12 protein-coding genes are annotated in these 11,892 nt (G+C 42.5%); 3 read left to right on the top strand and 9 right to left on the bottom strand.

Features of this window, described 5'->3' with window-relative positions:
- Positions 1-9: 9 nt before the first annotated feature.
- Genes ACHUFZ_RS12250 through cysD form a run of 4 tightly spaced genes read right to left on the bottom strand, consistent with a single transcriptional unit; the run spans position 10 to position 4,269 of the window.
- Positions 10-975, bottom strand: coding sequence for a DHH family phosphoesterase (locus tag ACHUFZ_RS12250; RefSeq protein ID WP_394127400.1), 966 nt, complete (start codon positions 973-975; stop codon positions 10-12).
- Between the two features lies 1 nt (position 976).
- The gene (gene cysC / locus ACHUFZ_RS12245) at positions 977-1,606 is read right to left on the bottom strand and encodes an adenylyl-sulfate kinase (protein ID WP_394127502.1); all 630 of its coding nucleotides are present in this window, start codon (positions 1,604-1,606) and stop codon (positions 977-979) included.
- Positions 1,607-1,609: 3 nt separating this feature from the next.
- Positions 1,610-3,319 carry an SLC13 family permease gene (locus tag ACHUFZ_RS12240; RefSeq protein WP_394127399.1) on the bottom strand — a complete coding sequence of 570 codons (1,710 nt, stop codon included), beginning with the start codon at positions 3,317-3,319 and terminating at the stop codon, positions 1,610-1,612.
- Between the two features lie 35 nt (positions 3,320-3,354).
- Positions 3,355-4,269: a sulfate adenylyltransferase subunit CysD gene (gene cysD, locus ACHUFZ_RS12235; RefSeq protein ID WP_394127398.1), complete on the bottom strand. Its 915-nt coding sequence runs from the start codon at positions 4,267-4,269 to the stop codon at positions 3,355-3,357.
- A gap of 238 nt (positions 4,270-4,507) precedes the next feature.
- Between cysD and rfaD the strand changes: the two genes are divergently transcribed.
- Together rfaD and lpxM are read left to right on the top strand one after the other, a co-directional pair.
- Complete coding sequence (gene rfaD / locus ACHUFZ_RS12230; RefSeq protein WP_394127397.1) at positions 4,508-5,449, top strand: ADP-glyceromanno-heptose 6-epimerase; 942 nt, start codon at positions 4,508-4,510, stop codon at positions 5,447-5,449.
- An 86-nt stretch (positions 5,450-5,535) separates the two neighbouring features.
- Positions 5,536-6,492, top strand: a complete 957-nt coding sequence (lpxM, locus tag ACHUFZ_RS12225) for a lauroyl-Kdo(2)-lipid IV(A) myristoyltransferase (protein WP_394127396.1) — start codon at positions 5,536-5,538, stop codon at positions 6,490-6,492.
- A gap of 94 nt (positions 6,493-6,586) precedes the next feature.
- On the opposite strand, the gene ACHUFZ_RS12220 is transcribed toward lpxM, so the two are convergent.
- Genes ACHUFZ_RS12220 through ACHUFZ_RS12200 form a run of 5 tightly spaced genes read right to left on the bottom strand, consistent with a single transcriptional unit; the run spans position 6,587 to position 11,093 of the window.
- Positions 6,587-7,462: a WaaS/CpsH family glycosyltransferase gene (locus ACHUFZ_RS12220; RefSeq protein ID WP_394127395.1), complete on the bottom strand. Its 876-nt coding sequence runs from the start codon at positions 7,460-7,462 to the stop codon at positions 6,587-6,589.
- Complete coding sequence (locus ACHUFZ_RS12215) at positions 7,452-8,420, bottom strand: glycosyltransferase (RefSeq protein ID WP_394127394.1); 969 nt, start codon at positions 8,418-8,420, stop codon at positions 7,452-7,454. The genes ACHUFZ_RS12220 and ACHUFZ_RS12215 overlap by 11 nt, the downstream gene beginning before the upstream one ends.
- 13 nt (positions 8,421-8,433) lie before the next feature.
- Positions 8,434-8,916 carry a pantetheine-phosphate adenylyltransferase gene (gene coaD / locus ACHUFZ_RS12210; RefSeq protein WP_053438737.1) on the bottom strand — a complete coding sequence of 161 codons (483 nt, stop codon included), beginning with the start codon at positions 8,914-8,916 and terminating at the stop codon, positions 8,434-8,436.
- A gap of 23 nt (positions 8,917-8,939) precedes the next feature.
- Complete coding sequence (locus tag ACHUFZ_RS12205; RefSeq protein WP_394127393.1) at positions 8,940-9,995, bottom strand: glycosyltransferase family 9 protein; 1,056 nt, start codon at positions 9,993-9,995, stop codon at positions 8,940-8,942.
- Complete coding sequence (locus ACHUFZ_RS12200; protein ID WP_394127392.1) at positions 9,996-11,093, bottom strand: glycosyltransferase family 9 protein; 1,098 nt, start codon at positions 11,091-11,093, stop codon at positions 9,996-9,998.
- Between the two features lie 69 nt (positions 11,094-11,162).
- On the opposite strand from ACHUFZ_RS12200, the gene ACHUFZ_RS12195 reads away from it, so the two are divergent.
- Positions 11,163-11,891, top strand: coding sequence for a 3-deoxy-D-manno-octulosonic acid kinase (locus tag ACHUFZ_RS12195; RefSeq protein WP_394127391.1), 729 nt, complete (start codon positions 11,163-11,165; stop codon positions 11,889-11,891).
- The last annotated feature ends 1 nt before the right edge of the window (position 11,892 follow it).

Raw genomic sequence — 11,892 nt, 5'->3', positions numbered from 1 at the left:
GTCCTATTCCTACTTCTTATAAAATTCATTTAAAACCTGAACGAAGCTTTCCACTTCAGGTTTTGGTAATTGGTTAATACCTGCAGCGGCTTTTCGGCCCCCACCAGTTGCAAATTGACTGCACACTTCATCGGCACCCGTTCTATTTTCTAAAGGAGCTCTTACACTGACGGTATAGTCTTCTACGCTTGCGTTCAGGGTTAAAACTGCATGTGCTTTACTTGGTGATTGGTTGGCCAACTGATTACCAAATACGCCGCTAATTCTTCTAGCCCAAGCTTCACAAGGCAATACATACACTTCCGCTGACAGAGTGGTAAAGCTTGCTTCTAGCTTTTCTAGATTGGTTGCATCACTTTCATATCCTTGTTTCAACAAGTAATATGGAGAAGTTGTGTCTGCTAACAGGTCAAATGGTGACTCATACTGCATAAGTTGAACAAACAGTTCTGCTGGTTCAATGTGCAAGTCAGATAAGCTTGAGCCGTAACCATTGTAATTGATTAACACACCGAGTTCTTTTAAAAACTCAGTTTGTTCAACTTGCAGCTCACAATCCTGAGCCAACTTTTCTGCCTGAGCATTTAGGTTATCACCAAAAGCGCCTGCAATAGCCCAATGTACGTAACGACCACCGATATGTTTATTGATCAATAAACTGGTACAGATCTGGGCATCGAGATTAATCAAAGCGGTAAAGTTATCAGCTTGAGGCACTTCCCCTGTACGGTGGTGATCACAATAGAAAACCGGTATTTCTCTATCTAGCAGTTCATGAAGGGCATCTAGGTTCTTTTCCATTGAAATATCTAAGGCCGTCACACCGCTTACATTTTCCTCGCTAGCGACCTTTTGCAATAGTTTGATATCTCTCTTAACCCCGGTGATTAGAGTAGAGCTCCTCGGCTCATACTTACGCAGTTGAAGAAGAGATAAGATGCCATCTGCATCACCATTAAAAACATCGTAATGCATATTAAATATATTCTTTTTCAGTCAGTGTATCGATAATCTGCTGTGCACACGCTTCTATCGTTGCGTCCGCTGTTTTGACATGTATTTCAGCAGAAGTTGGCGCTTCGTATTCAGAATCTATACCTGTAAAGTGTTTAATTTCACCCGCGCGCGCTTTTTTATATAAGCCTTTAGGATCGCGCTGCTCGCAGATCTCTAATGGCGTATCAATAAACACTTCCAAAAACTGCCCGTCATCTAACAGATCTCGTACTTGAGTTCGGTCTGAGATAAATGGAGAAATAAATGCAGTCAGCACAATCGCACCGGAATCAACAAACAATTTGGCCACTTCACCAATGCGGCGGATGTTCTCGACTCGATCTTCATCACTAAAGCCCAAATCTTTGTTGAGCCCGTGGCGTACATTATCACCATCAAGTAGGTAGCTATGTTTGCCTAACTCAAGCAATTTTTTCTCAACCGCATTAGCAACCGTTGACTTACCAGAGCCACTTAACCCAGTGAACCAAAGCACGACAGGTTGCTGTTGCTTTAATGTTGAACGCTCTTGAGGAGATACTGTCGCATTGTGCCAAACAATATCATCACTCACTGACTCATTTTGCTTTTTTTTGTATGGACTCATAATTCATTAAAAGGGAAATATTAGTGGAATAGCAATAAGTGCTACGACGATATAGCTCAACGAGACTTTCCAACCTACTCGGATAAAATCTTTAAAGCTATATCCCCCTACATTCATTACCATCAAATTTGTTTGATAGCCATAAGGGCTAATAAAACACGCACTTGCCGCATAAGCGACCGCCATAATAAAAGGCATTGTGCTCACTTGATAAACATTCGCTAATGCCACCCCAATCGGCAACATAATCGCGGCGGCGGCGGTGTTAGTAATCACTTCCGTCATTGCCACTGTGACGATAAAAAGAACTGCCAGCGCCACGTAAGGTGAGCTCGTTCCTAGTGAGTGATAAAGAATTTCAGTTACCGAGTTTGCCAAACCAGAGTCACTAAATGATTGTGCGATTGAGAGTGCACAGACTAAAATAAGCCACAGCTCAAAAGGGAAACGACGGCGAATGGTAGTGCCATCAATCACTTTCATCCCTATCATGGCAATAATGTATGCACCAATCGCCTCCACCAAACTGATTGATGTTAAGGCGGAAGTAAAAACTGCTGCAACAAAACCACCAATGGCGAAAAAGCTTTGCTTCACTGTCAGTGTGTTATTGAGTTCAATACCACTGAGTATAAAAAAGTTACGTGTGAGGTTTTGGCGTTTATTGAAATCTTGCCCAACGGCTAATACCAATTTATCGCCAGATTGAATAACTTGCTCACCTAATTTACCAGATAAGCGTTGCCCCTCTCGGTTTATTGCTACGACCGCAGCATCAAAGCGAGAACGGAAGTCACTACTTTTCAGTGTTTTTCCAATCAATACCGATTCTGGACTCACAATCACTTCAGTCAAGTTACTGCTCAACAATTGGCTATTGTCAGCAAAAATTTCTACTCCATCGAGCAATTTAAGCTGCTTAATATTGCCAACATCCCCCGTAAATACGAGCTTATCCTTTGCTTCAATGATTGTTTCAGGGGTCACTGGAGAAATAAGCTGTTTGCCTCTCACAATTTCTGCTAAAAACAACCCTTCGAGGGAGCGCAGCTGATTTTCTCTTACCGTTTTACCTACTAATTTGCTTGATTCACTTACCTCGGCATCGATGAAGTAGCCCGGAGCTTGTGCTGAGTGTGTCGAGGTAGAACGAAGGCGTGAACAGCTAATGGCAATGATAAATCCAACTGAAAGTAACAGAGTCAAGCCAACAGGAAGAAAGTCAAAAAAGCCTAATTCAGGTTGCCCCATCTCAACTAATAGTGCATTGACGACTAAATTAGTTGCCGTACCAATGAGTGTGAGGGTTCCCCCTAATATGGCGAAGTAGGATAGTGGTATAAGTAATCGGTTTGGCGCATGTTCTTGGTTTCGTTGAACCCCCGCCATTAGCGTCGCGACCACTGCGGTGTTATTAAGAAAAGCAGAACTTAGCGCTGTTGAAATCGCTAAATTAAACAGTGTTTTCGGATAACTAACATGGAACACCTTACTTGACAGCCATGGCAGTAAGTAGCTTTTCTCTAAAGCGAGAGACGCTATCATCAAACCAATTAAGGTCAATACTGCGCTATTCGTTACATTGGATAAAAGTTCGCCTTGTTCTATTAGCCCAAACAAATACAACACTATCGTAGCGGCAACAAAAAGCGACACTGCCCGATATTGAGTAAATATCAGGCAGAGTAATAAACCAACAATAACTAGAGCGGTCACAAACACAACTTACAATCTTTAATATCGCGGGTTAGTTAGAAGTAACCTTCACGCTTTTTCTTCTCCATCGAGCCAGAGCTATCGTGATCAATCGCTCGACCTTGGCGTTCTGAAGTCGTGGTTAGGAGCATTTCTTGAATAATTTCAGGGAGTGTGGCAGCTTCTGATTCCACAGCACCTGTCAGCGGGTAGCAACCAAGGGTGCGGAAGCGAACCATTTTCTCTTCTACTACTTCACCTTCTTTAAGCTCCATGCGCTCATCATCAACCATAATAAGCATGCCATCACGCTCAACGACAGGGCGCTTCTTCGCTAGATAAAGACTTGGAATCTCAATGTTCTCTAGGTAGATGTATTGCCAGATATCAAGCTCTGTCCAGTTAGACAGAGGGAACACACGAATGCTCTCACCTTGATTTACTTTACCGTTGTAAATGTTCCAAAGTTCTGGACGTTGATTCTTAGGATCCCAGCGGTGGTGTTCATCTCGGAAAGAATAAACACGTTCTTTAGCACGAGACTTTTCTTCATCACGACGTGCACCACCAAATGCAGCATCAAAACCATGCTTGTCTAGTGCTTGTTTTAGGCCCTGTGTTTTCATGATATCAGTATGCTTTGAACTGCCGTGTACAAACGGGCTAATGTTCATCGCTAAACCTTCAGGATTTTGATGAACAATCAGCTTCACACCAAGTTTCTCAGCCATGTAATCACGGAATTGAATCATTTCCTTGAATTTCCATGTTGTGTCAACATGCATTAAAGGGAATGGGGGAATGCCTGGCGCAAACGCTTTTTTTGCAAGATGGAGCATAACTGAAGAGTCTTTGCCGACAGAGTAAAGCATAACTGGGTTATCAAACTCAGCCGCAACTTCGCGCATAATATGAATAGACTCAGCTTCTAGCTGCTTAAGATGGGTCATGCGCTCTGTCGTGATAGTCATAATACTCTTTCTTCCTTACCTTCTGCCTTTTTGGTCTACTAGCAATTAAAACTCAAACCAAAAATATAAAAGCCTTTGACTTTTATTCGGCTGTATAATTTAACTTACACAATAATACTACATACAACATTCATAAGCGACTATCCCAAACAATAACCCTATTTCAAACGCTATATACGACTTATCTCGTTGGCATGGTATACTCAAGTCAGTTTCATTATTGAGTTGGGATTTATATATGATCATCGTAACAGGCGGTGCTGGCATGATTGGCAGCAACATCGTTAAAGCACTGAATGAAAAAGGCATTAACGACATTTTGGTAGTCGACAACCTTAAGAACGGTAAAAAGTTCCAGAACTTGGTTGATTTAGACATCACAGACTACATGGACCGTGACGATTTTCTAACTCAAGTTATGGCCGGTGATGACTTTGGGCCTATCGAAGCAATCTTCCATGAAGGTGCTTGTTCTGCTACGACTGAATGGGATGGCAAGTACATGATGCTCAACAACTATGAGTATTCAAAGGAGCTGCTACATTTCTGTTTAGAGCGTGAAATTCCTTTCCTGTATGCCTCTTCAGCGGCAACTTACGGTGAAACTGACACTTTCATTGAAGAGAAAGAGTACGAAGGCGCATTAAACGTATACGGCTACTCAAAGCAACAGTTTGATAACTACGTACGCCGCATTTGGCAAGATGCTGAAGAGCATGGTGAACAACTGTCTCAAATTACTGGTTTCCGTTACTTCAACGTTTATGGTCCGCGTGAGCAACACAAAGGCTCAATGGCATCTGTTGCCTTCCACCTAAACAACCAGATGAACGCAGGCGAAAATCCAAAGCTATTTGCAGGCAGCGAAACTCTCAAGCGTGACTTTGTTTACGTTGGCGATGTTGCAGCAGTAAACCTATCGTTTTTGGAAAGCGGCCAGTCAGGTATCTTTAACCTAGGTACAGGCAATGCGGAATCTTTCGAAGAAGTGGCTAAAGCTGTGATTAAGTTTCATGGTAAAGGTGAAGTAGAAACTATCCCATTCCCTGAACACCTTAAAGGCGCATACCAAGAATTTACTCAAGCAGACCTAACGAAACTTCGCGCTGCAGGCTACAATCACCAGTTCAAAACAGTCGCCGAAGGCGTTGCTGAATATATGAGCTTGATTAACAGCTGATCGAACTATTTGCTGATTGAAAGCCAAGACGTTATCTTAGCAATAACTCTTGGCTTTTTTCTTTTCTTGTCAGATAAAGGTTTTTCGTGACTACAGATCGCAACGACTACGACCCTAAAGCATATAACCCAACATTCCAGAAAGCGTTCCTTGCTCCCAAGCATTGGGGTACATGGCTTGGGCTATTGATTGGGTTACCTATTTCTTTACTCCCTAACTCCGTTAGGGCTTCAGTGGCATCCTTTGTCGCAAAGAAACTATGTCAGAAGAAAAAAGGCTCTATTCAAAAAGCTCGTATTAACTTATCGCTTTGCTTCCCAGAAAAGTCAGAGCAAGAACGTGAAGCTATCCTAGAAAAATGCTTAACGACAGCCGGAGCATTTCTACTCGGTTTTCCAGCTATCACTCTTAGAAGCAAAACATGGCTTGAAAAGCATTCCGAGATAAAAGGAATTGAACACCTACACACACTAAGAGACAACAATCAGAGTGCTATTTTGCTCGTACCACATTCTTGGTGTATTGATATTCCAGCAATCTTACTAGCATCACGTGGATTGCCAGTGTCTGCGATGGCCAATAGCCAGAAAAACCCTTTAACTGATTGGCTGATGCATAAACAGCGAGTCCAATATGGTGGCCGAGTTTATGACCGAAGTGGCGGTATCAAACCGTTCATTAAATCGGTAAAAGATGGCTATTTGGGTTACTACCTACCGGACCAAGACCACGGCCCCGAACAAAGCGTTTTCGTTGATTTTTTCGCGACAGAAAAAGCCACACTACCGGGGCTAGGTAAGCTGGCTAAAGTGAGCCGCGCCAAGATTGTTCCAACTTTTGCCAGCTACAATATCGAAACTGGTAAATATGAAATTGAGATAAAAGCGCCAATTGAGGACTTATCAGGCGATGAGCATAAAGACGCTCGAGTCATGAATGAAGTGGTCGAACAATTTGTCAATCCGCGTCCAGAGCAATATATGTGGATACTTAAATTACTGAAAACAAGACGTCATGGTATTGACCCATATATTGGTTATTAATACTCTTCAGAGTCAAGCCAGTTGCTAAGAAAAGAGCTACTGGCTTACTCGGGATAAGTCGTAGGGTTATGGAAGAATAAATAGAGCCGCTGATTTACTCTGCTATCAATCTTTCATATACGTTATCGACAGAATACTGGGCTATTTTCTCCACCACACTATCGTCAAAAGGGATACCTAAAAAGGGCCTCAACCTACATTCAAGATCATCCAAGTCTTTATATATCAGAAAGTTGGATTCAGTGTAAAGAGGGTGATGATAGAGGCTAACGTTACTTGAAACTATCTTTCTTTTTGAAAACAATGCTTCTTTCACCCTCATCGTATCTCCCACCTGCCCATCAATCGGCACTTCCAAAACACAAGTCGCATCCAATAATTCAGATAAATACTCTCTATAGGTCAATCTAGGTTTATTAGGAAACACCAAAAAATGACAACTATAATCCTCAAGCTTACTTTTAATTGAATTGATGTAGTCTGCCCTTCCTTTATCAACTCCGACAAAAGAGATATCATACCTAGGAGGCTTGGGAGCTACCCCTATATTACTTAACAGAGGCAATGGAGCCTTAGTCAATTTAAAACCATATCTCTCAGCATCATTACTATCAAATGTAAAAACATCAAAATCATCTAAGTGCTTATTCAAACTTCCATCTGTCACGTTCCTAAACACTAGAACCTTCCTTATACTTAAGGGGGATATAGCTTTAATATCTCTTAATGAGTCCGTCGAAAAGATAATATCTAGATCTTTAATACCCCTTAACTTATTCCTAATCAAGTAGCCATAAATCGCATGGTACACATTCTTATTAGAACAAGATAAAAAAGATATAAGCTTCACTAACCATCTACTTAATTTAACATGATGTGTAACCTGCTTCTCGGCAAGTACCGATATCTCATCCTGCTCATATTTTTCTTTATAGCCTACAAAAGCCATTGTCATCTTTTTATTTTTCATAAGACAGCCTTTTAAAAGAAGGGAGTACATTTCCTAACTTAGGGTTTAAGGTAGCTCCTGATACAGCTTTGTCATAATAAGCAACATACGCTTTCGCCATTACATCCGCGTTGAACAAGTCTTGTGCATATTCATGGCAAGTAGTCGGAGCAAAGTTTGAAGAGCGACCGACTGCTTCAATAAGCTCTGACTGCTTATCAGATAAAAAACCGACATCACGACTCACGAGTTCAGGAAGTGAGCCATAAGGAGTACCAAACACAGGGCAACCAAAGTAGAGACTTTCTGTAATTGCTAGTCCAAAGGGTTCATGCCAAGTTACAGGAAAGATTAACCCCTTAGATTTGGTCATCACTTGCGACTTAGTCGTATCATCAACCATCCCCAAGAAACGGACATGACGGTCTAGTGTCAAACGAAAGCCCATCTTGAAATTGAGACGATGGCCACCCAGAACATCAAGTTGCTCACCAGCGCGCTTGGTTATATCAATCGCCCCTTGAACATTCTTAACTCTCCATGCCGCCTTGCCTAAAAAGTGAAAGCGCTGTCGGTCAGCGTTTAAATCTGGCTTGAGGTAGTTATCCCAGTTCAGACCGTTATGTACGTATGCTTGCGCTCCATGATTACGAGCGTGCTGTAAAGAAACAAAAATTGTATTTGGATCGATAGGTCCGTTTGAATTACCGTGTTGAGTCATCACGTAAGGACGCGAAATAGGCTCAAAATTACCATGAAAATGCACGACATCAACATCATTAGGAATTTGATTTTCAAGTGGCATCTCTGAGTTATACTCGATTAACCTAGCCCAATCACAAACGGTTCCTTTTCCAGCAAGAAGCGTAACCTTATGACCTTGCAGATGAAGCGCATAGACAAGATCCCATATTACACGCTCAGTGCCACCGTAATTCACTACAGGTAAAGTCGCATGAGTATAAATCAGTATGTTCATTGGACTCTCTTTACTATTTAGCCGCTAACTTTTTGGTAATCGCACGATGAACGCACTTGGGAACAAATTGCTCTACTTCACCGCCATGAATCGCGACTTCACGAACAAGAGTAGAAGAAAGAAACGCATACTCTTCAGCAGGTGTTAGAAACAAGCTTTCAAGTTCTGGCTTAAGACGGCGATACATGGTCGTTAAACCAAACTCATACTCAAAGTCCATTGTTGTTCTCAAGCCGCGAACCAATATCGTCGCTTTTTTTTCTGTTGCAAAATCAACCAGTAAACCACTAAAACCATCTACTGACACATTGTTGAGTTCTGAACAAGTTTCTCTCAGCAGTGCTACTCGCTCCTCAAGAGAGAACAACGTATTCTTACTCGGGCTTTCTGCAACACCAATCACGAGGTGATCGAACATACTCGCTGCTCGTTTTACTAAGTCGTAATGACCATTGGTCACTGGATCGAAAGTTCCTGGGTAGATGGCGATACGCATAACTATCCTATATATTCCGTTTCTTATTGCACCGCTGACTTTTCAGCTTGTGGTGCAGTCAATACTTTATCTAATTGCTGCTCGACTAACTCAACAGAGATGTTCGACATTAAGTCAGCCCCTTTTACCCTCGCACCCCAAGGTAAATCAGAGACAGCTTTACCATATTGTGCTTCTGCAACTTGATCATAAACAGAAGCCACATATGGAAAACTATTATAAGGTCCTGTTCGGCGAGGATTACTATGAGCATAGATACCAATAACAGGTGTACCTTGCGTCGTCGCAATATGGGCGGGGCCTGAATCTGGAGCAATCACCACTTCTGATTTAGAGAGTACCGCGGTTAATTGCTTTAAGTTGGTCTGTCCAACAAGATTATGAATCGATGTCTTTGCAAAACCTATGATGCTATCAGCTAAACGATGCTCTCTATCAGTGGGAGCACCACAAAGCACTACTTGATAACCTTTTCCAGCCGCATAATCTGCAATACTCGCATAACGATCGGGAAGCCAATTACGCTCATCTTTGCTCGCTGCTGGGCTAATCACAATATAGGGCTTACCACCAAGTTGAGCCAGCGTTGAATAATCGCTCTCGGAAAGAGGGATATTCCATTTGGGCTCTTGGGCCGGGCAATCCAAGTAAAGGGCAAACTGAGCGAAATTGTCGAGGACATGGGGTGCATCTGTTGCAGGCAGCTTAACATTAGTAAATAACCACTGACCTTCTTTTGCTCTATTCCAGCTAAATCCAACTCGCTTTCTTGCTTTTATCCCAAGCGTTAACAGACTTGCTCTCAGTGCGACCTGCATATGTAGTAGGTAATCAAAGCGCTGCCCTTTAAGCTGCTGCCATACCTCTTGCATTCCTTTAAAACCGCGCTTTTTATCGAAGACAACAACGTTAATGCCTTCAAGATCACCTAATAACTGCGCCTCAATTTTTCCCATTATCCAAGTAATATTACAACTCGGATAGCGTTGTTGAATCTGCTGCACGACAGAAAGCGCATGACAAACGTCACCAATCGCAGAGAGCCTCAATACACAGATACTTTGTGGTTCAGGAATCATTTACTTGCTCTCTTGCAAAGGAATCATTGTTCTAACAGCGTCGAGGACGGCATCAGGGGTAATATCTTGTAGGCATGGAGAATATAAATCATCACTGATCTTACATTTATTGCCATAACAAGGTACACATTCTCGCTGTGACTGAACCAAACGAATATTGCCTACAGTTTGAGAAGGCGTGCCATTAGTATAAAGATTCTTGTCCACATCGACAGACAAGGCGTATGGCCAAGGTGACCACATGCTCGCAGGCGCAACACTGATAATCGAAACAATTGGGATGGGATAGCCTGATGCCATATGCCCAGGCCCGCTGTCAGGACCAACAAAGCCTTGGCTCATTTTTAACAAGCTTGATGTTTGAGCAAGAGTTAATTGCCCAAGAACACTCACTAGATTTGGTGATTCAGGTAAAGCGGCAAGAATCTCTTCCACGACCATTCTATCGCGTGGAATATCAGCCCCAGTCAACACTATCTTATATCCATCCTCTAAGAGCGCTGTTATCACCTCTAGCCAATAGTTAACTGGCCATTGCTTAATTTCATTGGATGATGGCGCATGGACCACAATGAAAGAGTCGGGTAGTTTCTTCATTACCTCATTAGGTAACGCTTCTTCTGGAGAAATCAGTCGAGGTTCGATCTCAACCCCTATCAATTTCAGCATCCGCGCTGCGCGGCTCATTTTATGTTCAAAACGATGTTGCTCAACAATATGATGATTAAAGATAAACTTCTTTAACCAAGCCCCCCCAAGAGACTCATCCACAGCTCCTAAGCGCTTTTTACCAAACACAAAGCTGTAGATAGCAGTGCGATCATTGATCATTTCATTGACGACAAGATCATAACGCCCACGCTGACGAAGAATGCGCAAGTAATCTTTGACCTTTGGCCGAGGTGGAATTTCAACCAGTTCATTAATATCAGGGTTAGTACCAAACACCATCTCACCTCTCGCATTCACCAGAACGTCGATTTGAGCGTTTGGGTACGCCGCTCGAAGGCTACGAGTAAAGGTTGTAATCAACAAACTGTCTCCAATGCAGTGTGTTGCGATGACAAGAATCTTTCGATAATTATTTGAGAGGCTCATTTGTGGCAAGTGTTTGATATAATCATCCGTCTAGTATGCCACAAACTAACCAAGTCGAGACAGAGATAGATGTTCGAGCAAACACAAATCAATAACACCACATACTGGCATGACCCTTTGCTTTTGCCAGAAAATGTTGAACAGGCTTTCTCTATCGAATATTGGCAAGAGAACAAGGCTGTGACCGGCAGCGCTCAAGGACGTGGCACAACTTGGTTCGTACAAGGGGAACAAGGTGAGTTTGCACTAAGGCATTACCGCAGAGGTGGGCTATTTGGCAAGCTCATCAAAGATCGCTATTGGTTTACCTCACTCGAAGATACGCGAGCCTATCAAGAGCTAAAGCTATTACGCCAGCTTATCGAGTGTAATGTAAACGTGCCAGCCCCTATTGCCGCACGAATTACGAAAAACGGTCTAACCTATCAAGCGGATATTATTGTTCAACGAATCAGTAATGCTAATGACCTTGTCGGATTACTATCTCAACAAGTGCTATCTAAAGAGCTCTTTAAGAAAGTCGGTTGGGAAATAAAGAAAATGCATGATGCTAGCGTCAATCACACCGACCTTAATATTCACAATATTCTGATCGACCAAAGCAACCAGGCTTGGATTATCGACTTTGATAAGTGTAAAGCCGAAGAGAAAGATAATGGCTGGAAGCAGAGCAACCTAGAACGCCTCAAACGTTCTTTTGACAAAGAAGTTCGGCTCGGTAAAATCCAGCTCCCAGATTATGCTTGGCCAAGCCTAGAAGAAGGCTATAGCACTCGTATAAGTGGAAACTCAAAATAGA

The organism is Vibrio hepatarius (assembly GCF_043642085.1).
In the GTDB taxonomy this organism is placed as follows: Bacteria; Pseudomonadota; Gammaproteobacteria; order Enterobacterales; family Vibrionaceae; genus Vibrio; species Vibrio hepatarius_C.
Note: the sequence above shows the minus strand (reverse complement) of the source record. Positions and strands in the feature narration are given on the sequence as shown.

Coding starts and splice junctions, on each gene's coding strand:
- ACHUFZ_RS12250 (WP_394127400.1), bottom strand. CDS start 975: ATGCATTACGATGTTTTTAATGGTGATGCAGATGGCATCTTATCTCTT.
- cysD (WP_394127398.1), bottom strand. CDS start 4,269: ATGACTATCACGACAGAGCGCATGACCCATCTTAAGCAGCTAGAAGCT.
- rfaD (WP_394127397.1), top strand. CDS start 4,508: ATGATCATCGTAACAGGCGGTGCTGGCATGATTGGCAGCAACATCGTT.
- ACHUFZ_RS12220 (WP_394127395.1), bottom strand. CDS start 7,462: ATGAAAAATAAAAAGATGACAATGGCTTTTGTAGGCTATAAAGAAAAA.
- ACHUFZ_RS12215 (WP_394127394.1), bottom strand. CDS start 8,420: ATGAACATACTGATTTATACTCATGCGACTTTACCTGTAGTGAATTAC.
- coaD (WP_053438737.1), bottom strand. CDS start 8,916: ATGCGTATCGCCATCTACCCAGGAACTTTCGATCCAGTGACCAATGGT.
- ACHUFZ_RS12205 (WP_394127393.1), bottom strand. CDS start 9,995: ATGATTCCTGAACCACAAAGTATCTGTGTATTGAGGCTCTCTGCGATT.
- ACHUFZ_RS12200 (WP_394127392.1), bottom strand. CDS start 11,093: ATGAGCCTCTCAAATAATTATCGAAAGATTCTTGTCATCGCAACACAC.
- ACHUFZ_RS12195 (WP_394127391.1), top strand. CDS start 11,163: ATGTTCGAGCAAACACAAATCAATAACACCACATACTGGCATGACCCT.